General features: G+C 73.7%; 23 protein-coding genes and 1 tRNA gene. 10 read left to right on the top strand and 14 right to left on the bottom strand.

Annotated features, from left to right (window positions below):
- Window positions 1–518, top strand: a 518-nt coding sequence (locus KPF47_RS03440) for a DUF402 domain-containing protein (protein ID WP_224386768.1), incomplete at its 5' end; no start/stop codon positions are given.
- A gap of 76 nt (window positions 519–594) precedes the next feature.
- Here the strand turns inward: KPF47_RS03440 and KPF47_RS39660 are convergent.
- From KPF47_RS39660 to rpsA, 5 genes are all read right to left on the bottom strand, one after another.
- Complete coding sequence (locus KPF47_RS39660; protein WP_305080395.1) at window positions 595–1,386, bottom strand: hypothetical protein; 792 nt, start codon at window positions 1,384–1,386, stop codon at window positions 595–597.
- A complete protein-coding gene (locus tag KPF47_RS03430) occupies window positions 1,383–2,168 on the bottom strand; it encodes an RNA polymerase sigma factor (protein ID WP_224386837.1) in 786 nt (261 codons plus the stop codon). Before KPF47_RS03430 ends, KPF47_RS39660 begins: the two co-directional genes overlap by 4 nt.
- Before the next feature lie 223 nt (window positions 2,169–2,391).
- Window positions 2,392–3,519 carry a dephospho-CoA kinase gene (coaE, locus tag KPF47_RS03425; RefSeq protein ID WP_224386766.1) on the bottom strand — a complete coding sequence of 376 codons (1,128 nt, stop codon included), beginning with the start codon at window positions 3,517–3,519 and terminating at the stop codon, window positions 2,392–2,394.
- A 42-nt stretch (window positions 3,520–3,561) separates the two neighbouring features.
- Entirely contained in the window at window positions 3,562–4,365 is an 804-nt protein-coding gene (locus tag KPF47_RS03420) for a hypothetical protein (RefSeq protein WP_224386764.1), read from the bottom strand.
- Window positions 4,366–4,601: 236 nt separating this feature from the next.
- Window positions 4,602–6,098 carry a 30S ribosomal protein S1 gene (gene rpsA / locus KPF47_RS03415; RefSeq protein ID WP_224386761.1) on the bottom strand — a complete coding sequence of 499 codons (1,497 nt, stop codon included), beginning with the start codon at window positions 6,096–6,098 and terminating at the stop codon, window positions 4,602–4,604.
- A 299-nt stretch (window positions 6,099–6,397) separates the two neighbouring features.
- Between rpsA and KPF47_RS03410 the strand changes: the two genes are divergently transcribed.
- Window positions 6,398–7,246 carry a class I SAM-dependent methyltransferase gene (locus KPF47_RS03410; protein ID WP_224386760.1) on the top strand — a complete coding sequence of 283 codons (849 nt, stop codon included), beginning with the start codon at window positions 6,398–6,400 and terminating at the stop codon, window positions 7,244–7,246.
- 6 nt (window positions 7,247–7,252) lie between these two features.
- Here KPF47_RS03410 and KPF47_RS03405 read toward each other — a convergent pair whose 3' ends face one another.
- Together KPF47_RS03405 and KPF47_RS03400 are read right to left on the bottom strand one after the other, a co-directional pair.
- On the bottom strand, window positions 7,253–7,846 hold the full coding sequence (locus KPF47_RS03405; protein ID WP_224386758.1) for a carbonic anhydrase: 594 nt from the start codon (window positions 7,844–7,846) through the stop codon (window positions 7,253–7,255).
- A gap of 109 nt (window positions 7,847–7,955) precedes the next feature.
- Window positions 7,956–8,681 (bottom strand): carbonic anhydrase, encoded by a 726-nt coding sequence (locus tag KPF47_RS03400; protein WP_224386756.1) that lies wholly within the window; start codon window positions 8,679–8,681, stop codon window positions 7,956–7,958.
- Between the two features lie 137 nt (window positions 8,682–8,818).
- On the opposite strand from KPF47_RS03400, the gene KPF47_RS03395 reads away from it, so the two are divergent.
- The 6 genes from KPF47_RS03395 to KPF47_RS03370 all read left to right on the top strand — a co-directional run bounded on the left by KPF47_RS03395 (window position 8,819) and on the right by KPF47_RS03370 (window position 13,637).
- The gene (locus KPF47_RS03395) at window positions 8,819–9,247 is read left to right on the top strand and encodes a PaaI family thioesterase (protein ID WP_224386754.1); all 429 of its coding nucleotides are present in this window, start codon (window positions 8,819–8,821) and stop codon (window positions 9,245–9,247) included.
- A gap of 177 nt (window positions 9,248–9,424) precedes the next feature.
- Window positions 9,425–9,856, top strand: a complete 432-nt coding sequence (locus KPF47_RS03390) for a carboxypeptidase regulatory-like domain-containing protein (protein WP_224386752.1) — start codon at window positions 9,425–9,427, stop codon at window positions 9,854–9,856.
- A gap of 18 nt (window positions 9,857–9,874) precedes the next feature.
- On the top strand, window positions 9,875–10,834 hold the full coding sequence (locus KPF47_RS03385; RefSeq protein ID WP_224386750.1) for a branched-chain amino acid ABC transporter permease: 960 nt from the start codon (window positions 9,875–9,877) through the stop codon (window positions 10,832–10,834).
- Between the two features lie 10 nt (window positions 10,835–10,844).
- Window positions 10,845–11,840, top strand: coding sequence for a branched-chain amino acid ABC transporter permease (locus KPF47_RS03380; protein WP_224386749.1), 996 nt, complete (start codon window positions 10,845–10,847; stop codon window positions 11,838–11,840).
- A complete protein-coding gene (locus KPF47_RS03375) occupies window positions 11,830–12,825 on the top strand; it encodes an ABC transporter ATP-binding protein (protein WP_224386747.1) in 996 nt (331 codons plus the stop codon). The genes KPF47_RS03380 and KPF47_RS03375 overlap by 11 nt, the downstream gene beginning before the upstream one ends.
- Window positions 12,822–13,637, top strand: coding sequence for an ABC transporter ATP-binding protein (locus KPF47_RS03370; protein ID WP_224386745.1), 816 nt, complete (start codon window positions 12,822–12,824; stop codon window positions 13,635–13,637). Before KPF47_RS03375 ends, KPF47_RS03370 begins: the two co-directional genes overlap by 4 nt.
- 582 nt (window positions 13,638–14,219) lie before the next feature.
- On the opposite strand, the gene KPF47_RS03365 is transcribed toward KPF47_RS03370, so the two are convergent.
- From KPF47_RS03365 to KPF47_RS03335, 7 genes are all read right to left on the bottom strand, one after another.
- Entirely contained in the window at window positions 14,220–15,545 is a 1,326-nt protein-coding gene (locus KPF47_RS03365) for an ABC transporter substrate-binding protein (RefSeq protein ID WP_224386743.1), read from the bottom strand.
- Between the two features lie 355 nt (window positions 15,546–15,900).
- Window positions 15,901–16,533 (bottom strand): ANTAR domain-containing response regulator, encoded by a 633-nt coding sequence (locus KPF47_RS03360; RefSeq protein WP_224386741.1) that lies wholly within the window; start codon window positions 16,531–16,533, stop codon window positions 15,901–15,903.
- Between the two features lie 172 nt (window positions 16,534–16,705).
- Window positions 16,706–16,963: a zinc-binding dehydrogenase gene (locus tag KPF47_RS03355; RefSeq protein ID WP_224386835.1), complete on the bottom strand. Its 258-nt coding sequence runs from the start codon at window positions 16,961–16,963 to the stop codon at window positions 16,706–16,708.
- Window positions 16,917–16,990 (bottom strand) — tRNA-Leu (locus KPF47_RS03350). Before KPF47_RS03350 ends, KPF47_RS03355 begins: the two co-directional genes overlap by 47 nt.
- Window positions 16,991–17,063: 73 nt before the next feature.
- Window positions 17,064–17,792: a metallophosphoesterase gene (locus KPF47_RS03345; RefSeq protein ID WP_224386739.1), complete on the bottom strand. Its 729-nt coding sequence runs from the start codon at window positions 17,790–17,792 to the stop codon at window positions 17,064–17,066.
- Window positions 17,789–18,949, bottom strand: coding sequence for a class I SAM-dependent RNA methyltransferase (locus KPF47_RS03340; protein WP_255659042.1), 1,161 nt, complete (start codon window positions 18,947–18,949; stop codon window positions 17,789–17,791). The genes KPF47_RS03345 and KPF47_RS03340 overlap by 4 nt, the downstream gene beginning before the upstream one ends.
- Before the next feature lie 32 nt (window positions 18,950–18,981).
- Entirely contained in the window at window positions 18,982–21,063 is a 2,082-nt protein-coding gene (locus tag KPF47_RS03335) for an APC family permease (protein WP_224386735.1), read from the bottom strand.
- Window positions 21,064–21,205: 142 nt separating this feature from the next.
- Between KPF47_RS03335 and KPF47_RS03330 the strand changes: the two genes are divergently transcribed.
- Window positions 21,206–21,868: a TrkA family potassium uptake protein gene (locus KPF47_RS03330; protein ID WP_224386734.1), complete on the top strand. Its 663-nt coding sequence runs from the start codon at window positions 21,206–21,208 to the stop codon at window positions 21,866–21,868.
- Entirely contained in the window at window positions 21,868–22,521 is a 654-nt protein-coding gene (locus KPF47_RS03325) for a TrkA family potassium uptake protein (protein ID WP_224386733.1), read from the top strand. Before KPF47_RS03330 ends, KPF47_RS03325 begins: the two co-directional genes overlap by 1 nt.
- Window positions 22,522–22,551: the final 30 nt, after the last annotated feature.

Below are 22,551 nucleotides of genomic sequence, written 5' to 3'. Positions count from 1 at the left end.
CGCCCAAGACACAGACCTTCGACCCCGAACGGGGCGTCCAGGTCGACACCAAGGGGACCCACCGCGAGATCGCCACGCTGCGCGAGGAGGACTGGGGGATCTACCTGTCCCGGCCCGTCGTGGCCCGGCCCAACGCCTGGTGGATCGAGACCTGGGTGCTGCCGGAGCTGGGCGTGTGCCTGTCCGACTGGCGGTGGCGCCCCGGGCACGAGCGCGACCAGGACGTGTACGTCGACATCGCCGCGATCACCCGTGAGGGCAGGCGGCTGCGGATGACCGACCTCTACCTGGACCTCGTGGTGCGCCGCGGGCGCGGGACCGACGTCATCGACCTCGACGAGTTCGTCGCCGCCGTCGCGCAGGGGCTGGTCGGGACCGACCTCGCCGAGTACGCGCTGGAGCGCTCGCACGCGGTCCTCGACGGGCTGGTGCGCCACGACCACGACCACGTGGCGTGGCTGGCGTCGCTGGGCGTCGACCTGGGGCCGCGGGACCGGCCGGAGGACGCTCCCGGCTGACCGACGGGGCCCGGCCGGGCAGAGGGGCCGCCGCCCCTCCGCCACGGGGCCCGCCACGGGGGCCGGCCCGGGTGTCTCAGAGCGCGGAGGACTGCGCCGGGCCGAGGCCCACGGCGCTGGTCGAGGTCTCCGAGGTCGTGGTGCTCGTGGTCGTCGTGGGCTCGGTCGAGGTGGTCGTCGGCGCGGCCGAGTTGCTCGTCGTCGGGGACGGGGCGGTGGTCGTCGGCTCCGGGGTTCCCTCGTCGGTCGGCTTCGGCGTCGTCGTCTCCGGCGGCGTCGTCGTCTCCGGCGGCGGCGTGGTGGTCGGCGGCGGCTTCGGGGTGGTCGGCTCCGGCGAGCCCTCGTCGGTCGGCCGGGGGTCGGTGGGCGGGGTCTGCCCGCCACCGCCCGAGCCGCCACCGGGGTTGCCGCCACCGGGCTCGCCACCGCCACCGGGCGGCGGGAGGACCGGCGCACCCGGGGTGCCGGGCACGCCCGGGCGACCCGGGTCGGCGGGGTCGCCGGCGCCGCCGGGCAGCGCGCCGCCCTGGGTCGCCGCCACGGTCGGGTCGAACGCCGGCGGCAGGCTGCCGTCCCCACCGCTCGCGGCACCGCTCTGCACCGGCTCGGGGGTGGGGCCGCTCGCCTGGGGTGCGGCGATGGCGAAGGGCGGGCCGATGAAGCTGCCGTCGGGTGCGGCCGCGGTCGCGACGGCCGTGACCCCGCCCAGCGAGCCGACGGTGAGCACCGCGGCGGCCGCGGCCGAGGTGGCCCGGCGCGCGCCGGCGGCGCGCGAGATCACGTCGTCGACCGCCGGCAGCGGCACGGCCGCCGCCAGGACGTCGTCGAGCCGGTGGAACTCCCGGTCGATGTCGGCGAACCCGTTCATACCCGTCCCCCCTCGGTGGCGGGTGGGTACCCGCCACGCAGGTCGTACTGCGGCGCGACGTGACCCGGCGGCGGTCCCCCGACCGCGCCACCCGCCGGTCCGATGATCTCTTCCAGCACCTCGGCCATGCCCTCGGTCACGACCTCGCGACCGCGGACGAGCCGGCGCCGGACCTCGTGCTCGGTGACCCGCTCGAGCTCGGCGATCGCGCCGGTCGACAGGCCGGCCATGTGGTGCAGCACCACGGCCCGGCGGTCGACGGCGGCGAGCCGCCCGAGCGCCTCGAGGAGCGCGCCGGTGCGCGGGTCGGTCTCCTCCGGCGACGGTCCGCGCCGGCGGCGTCGCATCCGCACCCGCATCGACGAGCGGATCGCGACCCGCCGGACCCAGCCGACGGCCGCGTCCTCGTGCTCCGGGCCGGCCGGCTCGGCGCGCAGCGCGGCCCAGCGGCGCCAGGCGCGCGAGTAGGCGTCCTGCACCGCCTCGTGCGCGTCGTGCGGGTTGAGCGTGATCGCGTAGAGCTGGGCGACCAGCCGCGGGTAGTGGGCCTCGAGGTGCGAGCCGAAGTCCGCCCGCAGCTCACCGTGCGGGAGCGTGCGGTGCTGCCGGACGACCGCCCCGCTGATCGGGGCGGCCTCGTACTCCGCGCCGGTCCACGGGTCCGGGTCGCCGGCACCCGGTCCCTCCGGCGCGACCGGGCCGCCGTAGTGGTCCGTGTGGGGGAACGCAGGCGCGCGCCCGGGCTCGACGAACCCGCCGTCCGCCCCGTAACGCTGGGCCATGGTGCTCAACCCCGTGTCCTCTCGTCGCCGTCGCCGGGCCGCGCGGCCCGGTGCCGATCACCCGGGCGACCTGCCCGTTCGACGGGTACCCGCAGGTACCGCAGCCGATCCGGGCACGAACACCCTCTGCCCCGCCTGATCGACCAACGAGCGTGCGGCGTTACAGAAACGGGTTCGCCGCGACCCGATCGTCACGTTCCGCGTGATCTGGGTCCCGGCCCGGTCACTCGTCCGGGTCGATGGCCCACGACGCCGTGTACACACGGTAGTGGCGCGGGTCCGGCTCGTCGCCGTGCCGGGCGGCCGCCGCGCGCTTGTGCCCGGCGTAGCCGGAGCGGGCCGCCGCGTCGGCGCGCAACCGGTCGCGCCGCTCGATCGCGTGCCGCCACGCCGGTGAGCCCTGCACCCGCACGGCCACCACGGCGGCGCGCCCCGGATCCGCCGAGCGGTGCACCCGGACGGTGCCCGCCGCCCGGTCCACGGCGGCGTCGTCGACCGGGAGACCGACCGCGGCCAGTGCGCCGGTGACCGCGTCGGCATCGGCGGGCGCCTCCACTGCCAGCTGGAGGTCGAGCACGTCGCGGGCCGGGAGGCCGGGGACGGCGGTCGACCCGATGTGTTCCACCCCCCGGCCGGACCGGCCCGCGGCGCGCGCGACCCGCTCGGCGAGACGGCGGGCCTGCTCCGCCCAGGTCGGGTCGTGCTCGACGAGCCGGGGCGGGCCGTCGACGGCCGGGCGGCCCGTGCGCAGGTTCTCCTCGAACCCGGCCAGCCGCCCGTCCCACAGGGCGTCGACCTGCCGACGGGTGTCCTCCGGGTCGCCCGAGTTGTCTAGCCAGACGTCGGCGGCGGCGCGGCGCTGCTCGTCGGTCGCCTGGGCGGCGATCCGGGCCCTGGCGTCCTGCTCGGTCATCCCGCGCGCGGACACCAGCCGGCGGACCCGCTCGTCGGCGTCCACCCCCACCACCACGACCAGCGGGAACGCCGCCGCCATCCCGCCCTCGACCAGCAGCGGGATGTCCTGCACGACGATCGCGTCGGCCGGGGCGGCCGCGACGAGCTCGTCGGAGCGGGCCCGCACCAGCGGGTGCACGATGCCGTCGAGGACCCGCCGGGCGCCGGTGTCACCGAACACGACCGCGGCGAGGGCGGGCCGGTCGAGCCGGCCGTCGGCGTCGAGGACCTCGCCGCCGAACGCCTCCACGATGGCCGCCAGCCCCTCGGTACCCGGCTCGACGACCTCCCGGGCGATCACGTCGGAGTCGACCAGCACCGCCCCGCGTTCGACCAGCCGCGTCGCGACCGTCGACTTGCCCGCACCGATTCCACCGGTCAGCCCTGTCCGCAGCACGTGATCACCGTAGCGGGCCGTACCGGGGCGTCCCGGGCGCGCTCAGGTGGTGCCGCGTGCGCTGCCCGCGGCACCGGTGCCCGCCTGCGGGGCGGGCGCGGCCGGCGGAGCGGTCGGTGTCGGGCGCGCGGACGGCGGCTGGGTCGGCGTGAGCGCCGGGATCATCCGCTGCGCCAGGTCGGGCAGGGTCTCGGCCGCGGACCGGGTCTGCCCGGGCGCCGCGACGGGCAGGATGAAGGTGAGCGTGTCGACGCCGTAGACCAGCGCGAGGGTGGTCTCGTCCGGCCGCTCGACCAGGACCCCCGGGACCGACCCGACGGTGATGTCGCGCGACGCGGTGGCCGAGCCACGCTCGGCGTTGGTGTTGAGCTGCCACTGCCGGGTCGCCGACGCCGTGTCGCCGTACCGGCCGATGTTGAGCTGGAACAACACGGGGCCGGAGTTGCGCGCCCCGCCGAAGGCCTGGGCCTGACCGCCCGCCCGGTAGGTGCAGGCGGTGCGCTCGGTGCGGTTGACCGCGGGCTCGGGTACGCCGCGCACGGACTGCACCGACACCGACCCCAGCACCTGGCCGAACAGCGCGCCCGCCTGCTCCGGGTCCATCAGCTGGGCGCAGTCGGTGGGCAACGCGATCGGGATCGGTCCCCGCCCGGCCTGGGCAGCGCCCTGCTGCTCGTCCGGGAAGGTCGGCACCGCGATGCCGGTGTCCCCGGACGCGCTGGCGCACCCGGTGAGCAGCGCGGCGAGCAGGACACCCGCGATCGCGGCCCGCCCGCGACGCCGGGTCGAACGGTCGTGGGACGGGGACTCGCCGGAACGCGTCCGGCGGACGGTGCGGCCGGCCATGACTCCAATCTAGGCCGACCCGAAGATCGACTCCGGGCCGCTGCGCGTGCCGTGACCAACCGCAGCCGAACCGTGATCTCGACGTGGCGTGTCCGCACCGACACGCCGGGCGACCTCGGCCGTCGTTCACCCGTTCCGGGACGGGCCCGGGAACGGGCCGGGCCCCGGTGACCGTGACGGTCACCGGGGCCCGGTGTGGTGCTGGTGCCGGTCCGTACGGGACCGGCAGGGGACGCTCAGGCGCCGCCGGAGAGCTTCTCGCGCAGAGCGGCGAGCTGCTCGTCGCTGGCGAGCGAGCCACCCGACTCGGCCTGGCCACCGCCGGTGCTGCCACCGGTGGAGCGGTCGTCGTCACCGCCGGAGGAGTAGTTCGCCGGTGCGATGTCGTCGCCGCCCTCCGCCTCGGCCTCGGCGGCCTTGCGGATCTGCGCCATGTGCTGGTCGTAGCGGGACTGCGCCTCGGCGTACTGCTTCTCCCAGGCCGCGCGGGCCTCGTCGAAGCCTTCCTTCCAGTCGCCGGAGTCGACGTCGAAGCCCTCGGGGTAGATGTAGTTCCCCTGGTCGTCGTACTCGGCGGCCATGCCGTAGCGGGTCGGGTCGAACTCGGTGTCGACCGTCATGCCCTCGTTGGCCTGCTTCAGCGACAGCGAGATCCGGCGACGGTCGAGGTCGATGTCGATGACCTTGACCATCGCGTCGTCGCCGACCTGGACGACCTGCTCCGGGATCTCGACGTGGCGCTCGGCCAGCTCGGAGATGTGGACCAGGCCCTCGATGCCCTCCTCGACGCGGACGAAGGCGCCGAACGGGACCAGCTTGGTGACCTTGCCCGGCACGATCTGGCCGATCGCGTGGGTCCGGGCGTACAGGCGCCACGGGTCCTCCTGGGTCGCCTTCAGCGACAGGGAGACGCGCTCGCGGTCCAGGTCGACGTCGAGGACCTCGACGGTGACCTCCTGGCCGACCTCGACGACCTCGCTCGGGTGGTCGATGTGCTTCCAGGACAGCTCGGAGACGTGCACCAGGCCGTCGACCCCGCCCAGGTCGACGAACGCACCGAAGTTGACCACCGAGGAGACGACGCCCTTGCGGACCTGACCGCGCTGCAGCTGGTTGAGGAACTCGCTGCGGACCTCGGACTGGGTCTGCTCGAGCCAGGCGCGGCGGGACAGGACCACGTTGTTGCGGTTCTTGTCCAGCTCGATGATCTTGGCCTCGATCTTGCGACCGACGTAGGGCTGCAGGTCGCGCACGCGGCGCATCTCGACCAGCGAGGCCGGGAGGAAGCCGCGGAGCCCGATGTCCAGGATCAGGCCGCCCTTGACGACCTCGATGACGGTGCCCTCGACCGGCTCGTCGGCCTCCTTGAGCGCCTCGATCGTGCCCCAGGCGCGCTCGTACTGCGCGCGCTTCTTGGACAGGATCAGCCGGCCCTCCTTGTCCTCCTTCTGGAGGACGAGGGCCTCGACGAACTCGCCGACCTCGACGACCTCGGCGGGGTCGACGTCGTGCTTGATCGACAGCTCACGCGAGGGGATGACGCCCTCGGTCTTGTAGCCGATGTCGAGCAGGACCTCGTCGCGGTCGACCTTGACGATGGTGCCCTCGACGATGTCGCCATCGTTGAAGTACTTGATCGTCTGGTCGATGGCGGCGAGGAAGTCCTCCTCCGACCCGATGTCGTTGATAGCGACCTGCGGCGTGGTCGGGGCGGCGGTGGTGTCGGTGGACATGTAGTGAGGTGCTCCGATGGATTTCTCTGACAGGGTCGGCCCGGTCGGCGCTGCTGCAGCAGCGCGCCCAGGTTCTGGTGCGTGTAGCTGTGACGTTGTAACGGTCACCCTCTGGCGTCGATTCCCGTGGTCGGGAACCTCGTGCACGGACACCCGCGACACCGGCGCTGGAGTGGCGCCGCGCGGTCGGCCGAGACGTTGACCACGGTGCGGGAAGAATGCTACGCGGCCCCGGATCTCCCCGGCAATGCGGGTCCGCCATCCGCGCGGGGTCCCGCGCTTGCGACGATCGGGTGGTCATGAGCAGCCGCGACGAGTACTTCTCCGCCGAGGACGCCGTCGGTACCGCGGGCGTCGCCCGGCGCCGCGTCGGCAGCGCCGAGTCCGAGGCGGCCGGGCGTCGCTGGTGGGACGCCGACGCCGACGACTACCTGGCCGAGCACGGCTCCGACATCGGCGACGAGGCGTTCGTCTGGTGCCCGGAGAACCTGCACGAGGACGAGGCCGGCCTGCTCGGCCCGCCCGCCGACCTCGCCGGGAAGCGGGTGCTGGAGGTCGGCGCGGGCTCCGCCCCGTGCAGCCGCTGGCTCGCCCGCCGCGGCGCGCGCCCGGTCGCGCTCGACGTCTCCGGCGGGATGCTGCGGCACGCGGCCCGGCTCAACACCGCGCTCGGCCTGCCGGTCCCGCTCGTGCAGGCCGGCGCCGAGCGCCTGCCGTTCGCCGACGCCACGTTCGACCACGCCTGCTCGGCGTTCGGCGCGATCCCCTTCGTCGCGGACCCGGGCCGGGTCATGCGCGAGGTGCACCGGGTGCTGCGCCCCGGCGGGCGCTGGGTGTTCGCGGTGAACCACCCGATGCGCTGGGTGTTCCCCGACGACCCCGGCGAGCAGGGACTCACGGTCGTCCAGTCCTACTTCGACCGGACCCCGTACCTCGAGGTCGACGGCGACGGCCGCGCCACCTACGTCGAGCACCACCGGACGCTCGGGGACCGGGTCCGCGACGTCGTCGCCGCCGGGCTGGTGCTCGACGACCTGGTCGAGCCGGAGTGGCCGGAGGGTCACGAGCGGGTCTGGGGGCAGTGGTCGCCGCTGCGCGGCGCGCTGTTCCCCGGCACCGCGATCCTCGTGACCCACCGGCCGGGCTGAGCCCGGTCAGACCTCGAGGACCGCTCCGGTCTCCAGGTCGTAGCGGGCGCCGACGATCGTGAGGTGGTTGTTGCAGACCGCCCCGGACAGCGACGGGTCGGCCGTGAGCTGCGCGACGACCCGGCGGACGTTGGCGTCGACCGCTCCGGCCACGGCCGTGTCGCCCTCCCCCTCGCACACCGGGACGATGTCGCCGACCAGCGCACCCAGCGTGGACGGTGCCGGCGCGGGCGCTCCCCCGGCCACCGACACCGCCGCCTTGACCGCACCGCACTGGGAGTGCCCCAGTACGACCAGCAGCGGGATGCCCAGCGCACCCGCGCCGAAGGCGAGCGTGCCGCGCACCGCGTCGTCGACGACCTGGCCCGCGGTCCGGACCACGAACAGGTCGCCCAGGCCCAGGTCGAACACCAGCTCGGCGGGGACCCGGGAGTCCGAGCAGGACAGGATCATCGCGGCCGGGGTCTGACCGGCGACGGCCGCGGCACGTTCCTCGGCCGAGCGCCGCGGGTCCTCGCGCTCGTCGCGCTGCCACCGTCCGTTGCCCTCGAGCATCATCCGCCACGCCTCGGCGGCGGTCGGCCTGCTGTCGTTCGCCATCGGGTCTCCCATCGGTCCGGGTCGTCGTCCCGACCAAGATCGACGAAACGGACGGGGCGGGCAAGCATGCACGCCGTCGCATCCCCCGGCGATGTGACCAGACCCGCACTCAGAGCGTCTCGAGCCAGTCCACCCGGCCGGTGTCCAGGTCGTACCGGGCCCCGACGACGGCCGCGGCGCCCGCCCCGGACGCGGCCAGGTCCGGGTCCCGGCGCAGGGCGGCCACGGTACGCCGCACGTGGGTGTCGACCCCGGCCGCGATGCGCTCGGCCCGGGTGCCCGACGACGGCAGCGCCGGTCGCAGCGCCGCCACCAGGTGGGCGAGGTGCCCCGGCGGTGTCCGCGCGCGGTCCACCGCGTCGACCGCGGCCGCCACCGCACCGCACGACGAGTGACCGAGGACCACCACGAGCGGCACCGCGAGCTCGCCGCGACCGAACTCGATGCTGCCGCGGACGGCGTCGTCGAGCACCTCCCCCGCCGTGCGCACGGTCAGCAGGTCACCGAGCCCCTGGTCGAACACCAGCTCCGGCGGGACCCGCGAGTCGACGCAGCTCAGCACGGTCGCGAACGGGTGCTGACCACCGACCAGCGCGGTACGGACCTCGACCCCCTCGTGCGGGTGCGCGGGATGCACCTCCTGCCAGCGCGCGTTGCCCTCCCGCAGCCTCGCCAGTGCCCCTGCCGCGTCCGGCGGTCCGGGGTCCGGCGGATCCACCGGCCCGGCGGACACCGCCGTCCCCGCCGCACAGGCCCCCGCGCCGAGCAGGGCCACCCCGGCCCCGACCAGCCCGAACGCTCCCCGCAACACCGCACGCCGCCCCGTCGCGCCCACGCGGACACACCTCGCATCACGGTCGTCGTCGCCACTGATCGTTCCGGAACGGAACGGTAGATCCACCCGATCGGGTGGGCAAGGACCACCCGGGACGTCACGTCCGGCGCGGGCCGGGCCCGACGTAGGGTCGTCCGGTGCCGATCACTCCCGACCAGCTGCCGGAGCTGAGCTCCGAGCACGCCCTGGAACAGCTCACCGACCGGATGGGCATCGAGATCCTGCGGGCCGGCCCCGACGAGGTGGTCGGCCGCATGCCGGTCGCGGGCAACCGCCAGCCCTACGGGCTCCTCCACGGCGGCGCGAGCGGCGTGCTCGCCGAGACCCTCGGATCCACGCTGTCCGCGCTGCACGCGCTGCCCGACCGGTTCCCGGTCGGGCTGGAGCTGGCGTGCACCCACCACCGTTCCGCCACGTCGGGCTGGGTCACCGGCACCGCCCGGCCGGTCCACATCGGCCGGTCGACCTCCACCTCCGAGATCGTCCTCGTCGACGACGACGGCCGCCGCGTCTGCACCGCGAAACTGACCTGCCTGCACCGGGACACCCGGCCGCCCGTGACCTGACGGCCGGGACCCGCCCTACGGGGCACCGCACCCGCCCGGCGGGACACCGTCGCGTTACGTCTCGGCTACGTCCTCGTCCGAGACGTCCGTACCAGTTCTCTCCTCGGCTACGTTCCCCCCATCACCCATCAGGGTGTCGCACAGAGTCGTGTCCGACGACCCCACCGAGGACGAACGTTGTCACCACCCCCGCTCCCGCGCCGACCGCGCACCGATCGCGCGGCCACCCCGCCCGTCGGTGCGTCCCGGCCCTCCCCGATCCCCACGACCGCCCGGTGGCTGGTGGGCCTGCTCATCGCCCTCCTGGGCGCGCTCGCCCTGTCCGGGACGGCCGCCGCGGCGACCGCCCCCGCCGGCCCCGTACCGGCCTCCCCCGGCGCCGTCGCCCCGTTCCAGCAGTCGGACGGCATCGACGTCAGCGGCACCCTGCGGGACCAGAACGGTCAGCCGCTGCCGAACGTGCGCATCACCGCCGAGCGCGACGGCGCGCCGGCCGGTGAGACCCGCTCCGAGGCGAACGGCCGCTGGACCCTGACCGTCCCCGGCGCCGGCTCCTACCTGTTCCGGCTCGACGAGGCCTCGCTGCCGCCCGGCACCGAGGTCCTGTAGGGCGAGACCACCCGCGAGGTGACCGACGGCTCGCTGAACACCGTGGTGTTCCGCTTCGGCGCCGAGGCCGAGGGCACCGCCACCGGCGGGTTCGCGACCTTCCTGCGGCTGCTCGTCGACGGCATCTGGTTCGGTCTGGTCATCGGCATCTCCGCGGTCGGCCTGTCGCTGATCTTCGGCACCACCGGCCTCACGAACTTCGCGCACGGCGAGATGGTCACCATCGGCGCCGTCATCACCTGGTTCATCAACGTCGGCGGCGGCGTCCAGCTGATCCCGGCGACGATCGTCGCGATGCTCATCGGTGCCCTGCTGGGCGCCGCGAACGAGCTCGGCATCTGGCGACGGCTGCGCCGGCGCGGTGCCGGCCTGATCGCCCAGCTGGTCGTCTCCATCGGGTTGTCGATCGCGCTGCGCTACCTCGTGCTGATCATCTTCGGTGGCCGGTCGGAGTCCTTCGCCGACTACACCGGGCAGACCGTGCGCAACTACGGCCCGGCCGCGCTGACCGACAAGGACCTGTCGGCGATCGTGATCGCCGTCGTCGTCCTCGTCGGGGTCGCACTGCTGCTGCAGAAGACCCGGATCGGCAAGGCGATGCGCGCGGTCTCCGACAACCGGGACCTCGCCGCCTCGTCGGGCATCAACGTCGACCGGGTGGTGCTGTTCGTCTGGATGCTCGGCGGTGCGCTGGCCACGCTCGGCGGTGTGCTGTTCGCGCTGTCGGAGCTGTCCTCGACCGTCCAGTACGAGATGGGCTTCCGCCTGCTGCTGCTGATGTTCGCCGGGGTCATCCTCGGGGGGCTCGGCACCGCCTACGGCGCCCTGCTCGGCTGCCTGATCGTCGGCATCCTCGTGCAGCTCTCCACACTCGTGCTGCCACTGGACCTCAAGTACCTGGGCGGGCTGGCCGTGCTGATCGTGATCCTCGTGTTCCGGCCGCAGGGCCTGCTCGGGTCCCGGGCACGGATCGGCTGAGGGGGCAGACATGATCGACTTCGGACAGCTCCTCACGGTCGGGCTTTCACAGCTGATCGGTCCCTCGGCCATCTTCTTCGCGTTGCTGGCCCTCGGACTCAACATCCACTTCGGCTACACCGGGCTGCTCAACTTCGGCCAGATCGGCTTCGCGCTGGTCGGTGCCTACGGCATGGGCATCTCGGTGGCGAACTACGGCGCCCCGCTGTGGCTGGGCGTGATCATCGGCATGGCCTGCGGTGTCGCGCTCGCGCTCGTGCTGGGCATCCCGACCCTGCGCCTGCGCGCCGACTACCTGGCGATCGTGACGATCGCGGCGTCGGAGATCCTGCGCCTGATCACCCGATCGACCTCGCAGACCGGCTTCACCGGCGGCACCCAGGGCCTGACCGGGTTCGCCGACTCGTTCGCCCGCGCCAACCCGTTCGGCACCGGCACCTACGACTTCGGGGTGCTGTCGCTGCGCGGGCCGGATCTGTGGGCGATCCTGGTCGGCTGGACCGTGGTCGCGCTGTGCGTGCTCCTCACCTGGCTGCTCGTGCGCAGCCCGTGGGGTCGTGTGCTCAAGGCGATCCGCGAGGACGAGGACGCCGCCCGCGCGCTGGGCAAGAACGTCTTCGCCTACAAGATGCAGGCGCTCGCCCTCGGCGGGGTCTTCGGCGCACTGGGCGGCATCGTGTTCGCCCTGGCGACCCAGTCGCTGACGCCGGACTTCTACTCCCCGCCGCAGACCTTCTTCGCCTACGCCGCGCTGATCCTGGGCGGGGCGGGCCGGGTCTTCGGGCCGGTGATCGGCGCGATGGTGTTCTGGTTCCTGCTCTCGGTGGCCGATGCGTTCCTGCGCCAGGCCACCGCCGGGGACGCACCGCTGCTGCCCTTCATCTCCTCCCAGGACGTGGGCGCGATCCGCTTCGTGCTGGTCGGCCTGTTCCTGGGCCTCATGATGGTGTTCCGACCACAAGGCATCTTCGGACGCCGCAGGGAGGTGCTGAGCGATGGCCGCTGACGACCCGACCCCCGGACGGACCGGGACCGAACCGGGCCGGACACTGACCGGCGTCGCCCCGGAACCGGGCGTCGCCAAGCCGGACCCGGTGCTCACCGTGGACGGCGTGACCCGCACCTTCGGCGGCCTGAAGGCCGTCGACGTGGCCCACCTGGAGTTCCAGCGCGGCGCCATCACCGGCCTCATCGGCCCGAACGGCGCAGGCAAGACGACGTTGTTCAACCTGTTGACCGGGTTCGACCGGGCCGACACGGGCTCCTGGGTCTACGAGGGCAGCCCGCTGCAGAAGCTGCCGCCGCACCGGGTCGCCCGCAAGGGCGTCGTCCGCACCTTCCAGCTCACCAAGGCCCTCGCGGGCATGACGGTGCTGGAGAACATGAAGCTGGGTGCGGTCGGTCAGCGCGGCGAGAGCTTCCTCGGCGCACTGTTCACCGGCTGGGGCGCCCAGGAGCGACGGATCACCGAGCAGGCCCGCGAGCTGCTGGCCCGTTTCAAGCTCGACGCCAAGTCCGAGGACCTGGCGGGCTCGCTGTCCGGCGGACAGCGCAAGCTGCTGGAGATGGCACGGGCCCTGATGATGGACCCCAAGGTCGTCATGCTCGACGAGCCGATGGCCGGGGTGAACCCGGCGCTGACCCAGAGCCTGCTGGGCCACGTGAAGTCCCTGCGCGACGAGGGGATGAGCGTGGTGTTCGTCGAGCACGACATGGACGTCATCCGGGACATCTCCGACTGGGTCGTCGTCATGGCCCAGGGACAGGTCATCGCCGAGGGGCCGCCGTCGGCACTGTCGTCGAACCAGGCCGTCGTCGACGCCTACCTCGGCTCGCACCACGACCAGGTCCTCGAGTTCGACGAGGACGGCAACCCGGTCGGCGAGACCGCGGAGATCGTCGCCGAGATGGAGGCCGCCGAGCTGGAGGGCGCCCTGCGCGAGGACGGCACCGGTCCGGCCCACCCGGGCCAGGAGGGGAAGCGCACATGAGCGAGCGGGAATCCGGCGCCGAGGACGTCATGACACCGGAGCACGCGGCCACCACCGAGGTCCACCGCGGGCTCGCCGAGGGCGCCGTCCTGCGGGTCGACTCGCTGGTGGCCGGGTACGTGCCGGGGGTCGACATCCTCAACGGGAGCGACTTCTTCCTGCGCGAGGGCGAGATCGTCGGGATCATCGGTCCGAACGGCGCCGGCAAGTCGACGCTGCTCAAGGCCATGTTCGGGCTCATCCCCGTGCGCAGCGGCACGGTCCGGCTGCGCGACGCCGAGATCACCGGGGCCAAGGCGCACGCGCTGGTCACCCGGGGTCTGGGCTACGTCCCGCAACGCGACAACGTGTTCCCCTCGCTCTCGATCGAGGAGAACATGCAGATGGGGGTGTTCCTGCGGCCGAAGTCGTTCGCGGCCCGCTTCGACGTCGTGGCGGACCTGTTCCCGATGCTGGGGCAGCGCCGGAAGATCAAGGCCGGGTCGCTGTCCGGCGGCGAGCGGCAGATGGTCGCGATGGGGCGGGCGCTGATGATGGAACCGTCGGTGCTGCTGCTCGACGAGCCGTCGGCGGGTCTGTCCCCGATGCTGCAGGACGAGGTGTTCGTCCGCTGCAAGCAGATCAACGCGGCCGGCGTCTCGGTCATCATGGTGGAGCAGAACGCCCGCCGCTGTCTGCAGATCTGCGACCGCGGCTACGTGCTCGACCAGGGCTGCGACGCCTACACCGCCGGTGGTCGCGACCTGCTGAACGACCCGAAGGTCATCGAGCTCTACCTGGGCACCCTGGCCGGGAGCAGCGAGAAGAAGTGACCTGACCCGTCACGACCACGTCGGCGGCCCCGACCGGAGCACACCTCCGGCCGGGGCCGCCGTCGTCGGACCGGGGCGCCGGACCGTGCCGTACTGGGACGACCGGGCCGGCCCGAGGTCGTCTCGGGGGGGCGGCGCCCCGTCGGGCCGTGCCGCGCCTCCTCTGCCGCCGACTCCGGGCCGCTGCGTCCGGCGCCGCCGTCCTCGGGGCCCGCCGGCCCCGGGGCCCGCCGCCCTCCGGGCCCGTCGTCCTCCGGGCCCGTCGTCCTCCGGGCCCGTCGTCCTCCGGGCCCGTCGTCCTCCGGGCCCGCCGTCCTCAGGGCCCGCCGTCCTCAGGGCCCGCCGTCCTCAGGGCCCGCCGGCCTCGGCGCCCACCGGCCTCGTAGCCCGACGCTCCAGGAGCCCGCCGGTCCCCCGCAGCCGCCTGCCACGTCCTCGCGGCCACCGCCGTCCTGGGGGCCGCTGCCGTGCCGTGGTGGCGTGCCACCACCGCCCGGGCGGGCCCGGCAGGCCCTGACGGGGCCGGGAACGACACGAGGGGCGGACCGTTGCCGGTCCGCCCCTCGCCCGTCGTGCCGCGGATCAGCTCTGGGCGCCGACCCGGACGTAGGTGACGTCGTCGGAGATGGTGTTCTGACCGTCGAAGGTCTGGACACCGTAGGAACCGGAGCCCGGCTCACCCGCGTCGGTGAAGTCGAGCGTGCCGGTGGCGCCGTCGTAGTCGACGTCACCGCCCCGGTCGAGGATCGCCTTGCAGGCGGCGAAGTCGGTGCACTTCTCGCCGTCCTTGGTGATCCCGTTGATCTGGGTCGCGATGTCCGCGCCGTTGGTCGACTTCGCGGCCTCGGCGGCCAGCGCCGAGATCACCACGGCGTCGTAGGACTCGGCCGCGTAGTTGAAGTCGGTCAGGCTCGGGTCCTGCGCGCTGAGCCGCTGCCGGAAGTCGCCCGACAGCTCGGTGAGCGGCAGGGTGCCCTTCATCCCGTTCAGCAGCCCCGCGGGCAGCCCCTCGCCCAGGGCGTTGCCCATGTTGCCGTCGGTGCCGTAGACGGACTTCTGGGCCGGGCCGATCTGGACCTCGCTCATGCGGGTCAGGATCCGCTTGGACTCGTCGAAGCCGATCACCGCGATCGCGTCCGGGTTGAACTGCGCGACCTGGTCGATCTCCGGGTTGAACGACGCGGCGTTCGGGTCGTAGATGATCTTGGTGATCTGGTCCTGCGGGATGCCGGCCGAGACCAGGTTGCGCTCGGTGCTGGCCGCCAGCCCGGACCCGTACGGGTCGTTGCGGGCGAGCAGCGCGACCCGCTGGCCACCGTCGGAGGTGATCAGCTGGGCGAGCGCCTGGCCCTGCAGGACGTCCGGCGGCGCCGTGCGGAAGTACAGCCCGCGGTCCTGCCAGCAGGTGAACTCGTCGGAGGTGTTGGCCGGCGAGAACTGCACCACGCCCGCGCCGGTGATCTTGTCGATCACCAGCTTGGACACGCCCGAGGCGGCGGCGCCCACGATGACCTGCGTCCCGGCACTGAGCTGCCGGTCGACGGTCTGGTTCGCGATGTCGGTGGTGTCGTCACCCGAGTCACCGCGCAGGTGCTCGATCGGGTTGCCGAGGACTCCCCCGGCGTCGTTGATCTCCTTGACCGCCACGTCCACACCCGCGAACTCGGGCGGGCCGAGGAACGCCAGGCTGCCGGTCTCCGGCAGCAGGGAGCCGATCTTCAGCGGCGCGGTGCTCGGGGTGCCGGTCGCCTGGGCCTGCGGCGGGGTGCATTCCTGCCCCGCGGCGGCAGGCTCCTCCGAGCCGCCGGTGGCCCCGCCGGATCCGGTGTCCCCACCACCACCGCATCCGGCCAGTACCAGCGACGCCGCCCCGGCGAGGGCGGCGAGTCGCCACGTAGTTCGCGTCATTCGAGTCCCCTTCGGTTCTCCGACCGCCCGAAGCAGCGCGGGAGGATGGCGGAAAAGTAGTACGCCCGAACCAGGAAATGGGACCTCATCACCACTCGTGACAGGAATGTGATCCGGCGACACCAGCGTGACACAAGTGGATCTTTTCCGGTGCCCGAACGGGCACTTTCGGTTACCGGAATCGTGTCGTGGTGCATCGGAAAGGGGGGAGGACACCCCGCCGGCGTACGGCGGGCCGGGACGGACCGGCGGCCTGCCCCGGGGAGCCGGCGCGCACGACGACGGCCCCGTCGCGCGGTGCGCGACGGGGCCGGTGCGACGGTGCCGGGCGGCGGTGGTCGACCGCCGCCGGACCTCAGGGGGTCTTCGCCGGCGCGAGCCCCTCGACGACCGCCTCGGCGACCGCCTTCATGGTCGTGCGGCGGTCCATGGCGGTGCGCTGGATCCACCGGAACGCCTCCGGCTCGGACATCTTCTGCGCGGTCATGAGCAGGCCCTTGGCCCGGTCGACGACCTTGCGGGTCTCGAAGCGCTCGTTGAGGCTCGCGACCTCGTCCTCGAGGGCCTTCTTCTCGGCGAACCGGGAGACGGCGAGCTCGATGGCGGGGACCAGCTCGTGCCGGGCGAACGGCTTGACCAGGTAGGCCATCGCGCCGGCGTCGCGGGCACGCTCGATCAGGTCGCGCTGGCTGAAGGCGGTCAGCATGACCACCGGGGCGATCTTCTCGCCGACGATGACCGAGGCCGCCTCGATGCCGTCCTTCTTGGGCATCTTGACGTCCATGATCACCAGGTCCGGCCTCAGCTCGCGGGCCTGGGTGATCGCGGCCTCGCCGTCGCCGGCCTCACCGGCGACGCGGTAGCCCTCCTCGGAGAGCATCTCGGCCAGGTCCATGCGGATCAGGGCCTCGTCCTCGACGACCAGCACCCGCCACCCGGGCTGCGGGCCGTCCTCGGCCGGCGTCTCTGCGGGAACGTTGTCGGTCACCGGAGAACTCCTTCATCGATCGGTGCGGTGTGCTGCGGTGGAACCCGAGACTACCGGCGGTACCGCGCCGGGACCGACTCACTTCGGCCTTTCGTGTGCGGAAACACGCCCGGTCGACCGCGTTACCCGCCCGGTCGGACGACGGTCCGCGCGCTCGCGGGCGGGCCCGTGCTCAGGAGAAGTCCAGCACCGGACGCCCTCGTAGCCCGCCTGCGGCCAGCAGCCGGTGGGCGTCCGCGGCCTGCTCCGGCCGCAGCACCTCGTGGACGCGCGGGGTCAGCGTCCCGGCGTCGACGCGGCGGGCGAGGTCGGCCGGCGCGTCCGTGTCGGTCCAGATGTCGGTGACCATGACCGGCCGCACCCGGACGCGGCCGTCGACCCGGTGCCCTCGGTGGGATTCGAACCCACACTGTATGCATTTTGAGTGCATCGTCTCTGCCGATTGGACTACGAGGGCGTGGCGCATTCCGCCGTATTCGGCTGCGCCGGAGCCTAGCGGGTGAGCGCCGCGTCCGGACATCCGGCCCGCATCACCCCGGCCAGTGCAGGAACCGGCTGCGCACCGGCCCGTCGCCGAGGATGTGCAGCACCCCGCCCGGGGCGGGCCCGGGGTCCGAGCCGCCCTCCCCCGGCACGTCCGGCCAGCGCAGGGCGGGTGCCACCGACGGAACGAGCACGAGCGGGTGCCCGGCGACGGTCGTGGTCAGCGGGGTGTGGACGTGCCCGCAGACCACCAGCGTCGGGGCCCGTCGGGCGGCGAGCGCCGCCTCCAGCCGGCCGGGGTCACGCAGCCGGATCCCGTCGAGCAGCGGGTGCCCGACGGCGACCGGCGGGTGGTGCAGCGCCACCAGCAGCGGGGCGGGGTCCGCGGCGGCCTCGGCGAGCAGGGCCGCCGCCCCCGCCGACAGCTCACCGTGCGCGGCACCGGGGACCAGGGTGTCGAGCAGGAGCAGGGTGGTGCCGCCGATGCGGTGCACCCGGTCGCCGACCGGGCCGAGCGCCGCGGTCATCGCGGCCCGGTCGTCGTGGTTGCCGGGCACGTGCAGCGCGTCGAGGCCGTCGAGCAGCCGTGCGGCGTGCGCGTACGCGGAGGGGTCGCCGTCGTCGGCGAGGTCCCCGGTCACCAGCACGGCGTCCGGTGCCGGGTCCAGCGCCCGCACCGCGGCGACGGCACGGTCGGCGCGGGCCCGCAGCGCGTCCTGCCCGGGGGCGTCGTCGCGGCCCAGGTGCAGGTCGGAGAGCTGGACGACGGTGGTCACCGCGGGATCCGCTCCAGCAGCGCCGCGGCCTCCATGTGGTGGGTCATCGGGAAGGCGTCGAACGCCCGCAGCGCCGCGGTGCGGTAGCCGGCCGCGGCGAACAGCGACAGGTCCCTGGCCAGCGCGGCCGGATCGCAGGCGACGTGCACGACCCGCTGCGGGCCGCGGGCAGCGAGATCGCGGATCGCCGCCCTGCCGAGCCCGGCCCGCGGCGGGTCGGTGACCACGACGTCGGGGGCCGGGCCGAGGCGGGAGATCTCGCGCTCGGCGCGGCCGCGGACGAACTGGACCTGCGGGAGGTCGGCCAGGGCGGAGGCGCCGTCGGCGACCGCGGACGGCGCCGACTCGACCACCAGCACGGTGCCCGACTCCCCCACCTGACCGGCGAGGACCGAGCCGAGCAGTCCGACGCCGCCGTAGAGGTCCCAGGCGACGCCGCCCACGGGGGCGTCGGCCCAGTCCCGGACGACGCCGGCGAGGGTGTCCGGCAGCGCCGGGTGGACCTGCCAGAACGTGCCGGCCGACAGCTCCCAGGTGCGGCCCGCGGCGTGCACGGTCGCCCCGGACCCGACCCGGGCCGCACCGTCGCCGACGACGGTCACGTCGAGCTCGGAGTCGGGCCGGAAGCGGCGCTCCAGCACCGGGGGCAGCGCGCCCGCCGGGACCAGCGGGCAGTCACCGATCTCGCACACGTCGTGGCTGCGGTGGGCGCGCAGGCCGGGGACACCGGCGCCGTCGACGGCCAGCCGCACCCGGGTCCGCCAGCCGAGCGGACCGCCGGGGAGTTCCTCGACCTCCACGGAGGCGAGATCGGCGGTGGCGACCACCGCCGCGCCGGCGCCGAGACGTTCCAGCTGCTCGCGCAGCACGGCCGTCTTCAGGGCGCGCTGCGCGGCGGGGTCGGCGTGCTGGAAGTCGCAGCCCCCGCAGCCGCCGGGCCCGGCCCACGGGCAGGCGGGCTCGACCCGGTCCGGGGAGGCCTCCAGCACCGCGACCGCGTCGGCCCGGCAGAAGGCACCGCCGGGGTCGTCGGTCACCACCGCGCGGACCAGCTCGCCGGGCAGCGCGTGCCGGACGAACACCACCCGGCCGCCGTCCCCGTCGCGGGCCACGCAGTGTCCGCCGTGGGCGACGGGCCCGACCCGCAGCTCCAGCATGCGGTCGGTCCAGTCGGTCGCGGTGTCGGCGCTCACCGGTCCTCCTTCCTCGTCACCCGGGGTGCGGACGGGGTGCCGCCACCCGTCCCGACACCCGCGCCGTCGCGGCGCTCGCCGGGCAGCTGCTCCCGTCCCGGGTAGCCGCGGCGGGACGCGCCCGGTGCCTGCAGCGGCGAGAGCACGCGCGTGCGCGACGACGACGGCAGCTGCCACGGCACGCTGGTCACCATCACCCCCGGCTGGAACAGCAGTCTCGTCTTGAGCCGCAGCGCGCTCTGGTTGTGCAGCACCTGCTCCCACCAGTGCCCGACGACGTACTCCGGGATGTAGACGGCCACGACGTTGCGCGGGGAGTCGCTGCGGATGCGCTTGACGTAGTCCAGCACGGGCCGGGTGATCTCCCGGTACGGCGACTCGACGACCTTCAGCGGGACCGGCAGGTTGCGCTTGTGCCACTGCTCGACGAGCTTCTTGGTGTCGGAGTCGTCGACGTTGACCGTCACCGCCTCGAGGATGTCCGGGCGGGTGGCGCGGGCGTAGGCCAGCGCGCGCAGGGTCGGCTTGTGCAGCGTCGAGACGAGCACGACGGCGTGGTTGCGGGAGGGCAGCACGTCGTCGGTCTCGTCGGCGACCAGCGCCGCGGCGACCCGGTCGTAGTGCAGCTGGATCAGCCGCATGAGCACGAAGAACCCGCCCATGGCGACGATCGCGATCCAGGCGCCGAGGGTGAACTTGGTGATCAGCACCGTCACCAGCACGACACCGGTCATGCAGGCGCCGAACCCGTTGATCGACTGCGCGCGGCGCATCCGGCGGCGTTCGGGCACCGAGGGGTTCAGCGCGAGCTCCCGGTTCCAGTGCCGGACCATGCCGGCCTGGGAGAGCGTGAACGACACGAACACGCCCACGGTATAGAGCGGGATGAGCCGGGTGACCTCGGCCTGGAAGCCGACGACGAGCAGGACCGCGAACAGCGCCAGCGCGACGATGCCGTTGGAGAACGCGAGCCGGTCGCCGCGGGTGTGCAGCTGGCGGGGCAGGTAGCGGTCCTGGGACAGGATCGAGCCGAGCACCGGGAAGCCGTTGAACGCGGTGTTCGCGGCGAGGACGAGGATCAGCGCCGTCATGACGATGACGAACAGGTAGCCCGGCGGGAAGTTGTCGAACACGGCGTCGGCGAGCTGGGCGATCATGGTGTGCTGCTCGTAGCCGGGCGGGGCGTCCGGGAACTGGCGCGCCGGGTTCTCCGCGATCTGGACCCCGGTGAGCTGGGCCAGGGCGATGAGCCCCATGAACAGCGACACCGACATCGCGCCGAGCAGCAGCAGCGTCGTCGCCGCGTTGCGCGACTTGGGCTTGCGGAAGGCCGGCACGCCGTTGGAGATGGCCTCGACACCGGTCAGCGCGGCCGCGCCCTGGGTGAAGCTGCGCAGCACGAGGAGCACCAGCGCGAGGCCGGTGAACGCGTCGCCCTCGGCAACCAGGTGCAGGTCGGCGCTCTCGGCGCGCACCGGGTCGCCCAGCACCAGGATCCGGGTCAGCCCCCAGATGATCATGGTCGCGACGCCGAGGACGAAGGCGTACACCGGGACCGCGAAGGCCGCGCCGGACTCGCGGATGCCGCGCAGGTTGATCGCGGTGAGCACGACGATCGCCGACACCGCGAACAGCACCTTGTGCTCGGCGACGAACGGCACCAGCGCACCGATGTTGGCCGCCGCCGCGGAGATCGAGACGGCGACGGTGAGGGTGTAGTCGACGAGCAGCGCGCTGGCGACGGTCAGCCCGGCGTTCTTGCCGAGGTTCACCGTCGCGACCTCGTAGTCGCCCCCACCGGAGGGATAGGCGTGGACGTTCTGCCGGTAGCTGGCGACGACCGTCAGCAGGACGACGACGACGGCGAGACCGATCCACGGCGACATCGCGTAGGAGGCGACCCCGGCGACCGACAGGGTCAGGAAGATCTCCTCCGGGGCGTAGGCGACCGACGACATGGCGTCGGAGGCGAACACCGGGAGGGCGATCCGCTTCGGGAGCAGGGTGCTGGTCAGGCGGTCGCTGCGCTGCGGTCGTCCGACCACGAGCCGCTTGAGAGCGACGGCGAGCTTGGACACGGGGCGCAGCCTATGCCCCCCGATCCGACGTGCTTCGCGATAGCGTTCACTCCGCGTCGGCGACGTGCACGTCGCCGGCCGCACAGACGGAACGAATCGTACATCCCGGGCTCCCCGACCCGGCGGAAGGACCCCTGACGCCATGCACGTCGTGATCATGGGATGCGGCCGCGTCGGCGCGTCCCTGGCCTCGGGCCTGGAGCGACTCGGCCACGAGGTCGCGGTGATCGACCGCGACCCGCAGGCCTTCCGCAGGCTCGGCCCGGACTTCCGCGGGCGGCAGGTGGTCGGGTTCGGGTTCCACCGCAGCGTCCTCGACGAGGCCGGTCTGGCCTCCGCCGACGCGTTCGCCGCCGTCTCCTCCGGGGACAACTCGAACATCATCGCCGCGCGGGTGGCGCGCGAGAGCTACGGCGTCGGCAAGGTCGTGGCCCGGATCTACGACGCCAAGCGCGCCGCGGTGTACGAGCGCCTCGGCATCCCGACGGTCGCGACCGTCCCGTGGACGACCGACCGGCTGCTGCGCATGCTGCTGCCCGACGGTGTCGCGACCGCCTGGCGCGAGCCCACCGGCACCGTGGCCGTCCTCCCGCTGCCCCTGCACCAGGACTGGGTGGGCCGTCCCATCCGCGACCTGGAACGGGCGACGAGCTCGCGGGTCGCGTTCATCGTGCGGTTCGGCACCGGTGTGCTGCCGACCAAGGACACCACCGTGCAGCACGAGGACACCGTCTACGTGGCGGCGGTCTCGGGCACGGTCAGCGACGTGACGGCGGCCGCCGCGGCGCCGCCCGAGGAGGACTGATGCGGGTCGCGATCGCGGGTGCGGGCGCCGTCGGGCGGTCCATCGCGCTGGAGCTGGTCGAGTCCGAGCACCGGGTCATGCTGATCGAGCGCGACCTGACCCACATCGACCCGAACGCGGTCCCGGAGGCCGAGTGGGTGCACGCCGACGCCTGCGAGCTGTCGTCGCTCGAGGACGCCGGCATCGAGGGGTGCGACGTCGTCATCGCCGCGACCGGCGACGACAAGGTCAACCTGGTGGTGTCGCTGCTGGCGAAGACCGAGTTCGGGGTCCGCCGGGTGGTCGCCCGGGTCAACGACCCGCGCAACGAGTGGCTGTTCGGGGAGAACTGGGGCGTCGACGTCGCGGTCTCGACGCCACGGCTGCTGGCGGCGCTGGTCGAGGAGGCCGTCGCCGTGGGGGACCTGGTGCGGCTGCTCACGCTGCGCCAGGGACAGGCGAACCTCGTGGAGGTGACGCTGCCCGAGGACACACCGCTGGCCGGGCGCCCGGTGCGGGTGCTGGAGCTACCGACGGACTCCGCGCTGGTGACGATCCTGCGCGGCGGCCGGGTCATCGTGCCCCAGCCCGACGACGCCCTGGAGGGCGGGGACGAGCTGCTGTTCGTGGCGACGACGGCGGTCGAGGAGGACATCCGCGCCGCCCTGATGTGACCGGTGGGCGTGCCGGCGCCCGGGCCCGGG

It is taken from the genome of Pseudonocardia sp. ICBG1293 (genome assembly GCF_020131355.1).
Taxonomy (GTDB): Bacteria; Actinomycetota; Actinomycetes; order Mycobacteriales; family Pseudonocardiaceae; genus Pseudonocardia.
The sequence above is the reverse complement of the archived record's forward strand: the minus strand, read 5'-3'. Positions and strand labels throughout refer to the sequence as shown.

Excerpts from the sequence above, each read along its gene's own strand:
- KPF47_RS39660 (WP_305080395.1), bottom strand. The coding sequence starts at position 1,386 with ATGAACGGGTTCGCCGACATCGACCGGGAGTTCCACCGGCTCGACGAC.
- KPF47_RS03430 (WP_224386837.1), bottom strand. The coding sequence starts at position 2,168 with ATGGCCCAGCGTTACGGGGCGGACGGCGGGTTCGTCGAGCCCGGGCGC.
- KPF47_RS03420 (WP_224386764.1), bottom strand. The coding sequence starts at position 4,365 with ATGGCCGGCCGCACCGTCCGCCGGACGCGTTCCGGCGAGTCCCCGTCC.
- rpsA (WP_224386761.1), bottom strand. The coding sequence starts at position 6,098 with ATGTCCACCGACACCACCGCCGCCCCGACCACGCCGCAGGTCGCTATC.
- KPF47_RS03410 (WP_224386760.1), top strand. The coding sequence starts at position 6,398 with ATGAGCAGCCGCGACGAGTACTTCTCCGCCGAGGACGCCGTCGGTACC.
- KPF47_RS03405 (WP_224386758.1), bottom strand. The coding sequence starts at position 7,846 with ATGGCGAACGACAGCAGGCCGACCGCCGCCGAGGCGTGGCGGATGATG.
- KPF47_RS03380 (WP_224386749.1), top strand. The coding sequence starts at position 10,845 with ATGATCGACTTCGGACAGCTCCTCACGGTCGGGCTTTCACAGCTGATC.
- KPF47_RS03375 (WP_224386747.1), top strand. The coding sequence starts at position 11,830 with ATGGCCGCTGACGACCCGACCCCCGGACGGACCGGGACCGAACCGGGC.
- KPF47_RS03370 (WP_224386745.1), top strand. The coding sequence starts at position 12,822 with ATGAGCGAGCGGGAATCCGGCGCCGAGGACGTCATGACACCGGAGCAC.
- KPF47_RS03365 (WP_224386743.1), bottom strand. The coding sequence starts at position 15,545 with ATGACGCGAACTACGTGGCGACTCGCCGCCCTCGCCGGGGCGGCGTCG.
- KPF47_RS03355 (WP_224386835.1), bottom strand. The coding sequence starts at position 16,963 with ATGCACTCAAAATGCATACAGTGTGGGTTCGAATCCCACCGAGGGCAC.
- KPF47_RS03340 (WP_255659042.1), bottom strand. The coding sequence starts at position 18,949 with ATGCTGGAGCTGCGGGTCGGGCCCGTCGCCCACGGCGGACACTGCGTG.
- KPF47_RS03330 (WP_224386734.1), top strand. The coding sequence starts at position 21,206 with ATGCACGTCGTGATCATGGGATGCGGCCGCGTCGGCGCGTCCCTGGCC.
- KPF47_RS03325 (WP_224386733.1), top strand. The coding sequence starts at position 21,868 with ATGCGGGTCGCGATCGCGGGTGCGGGCGCCGTCGGGCGGTCCATCGCG.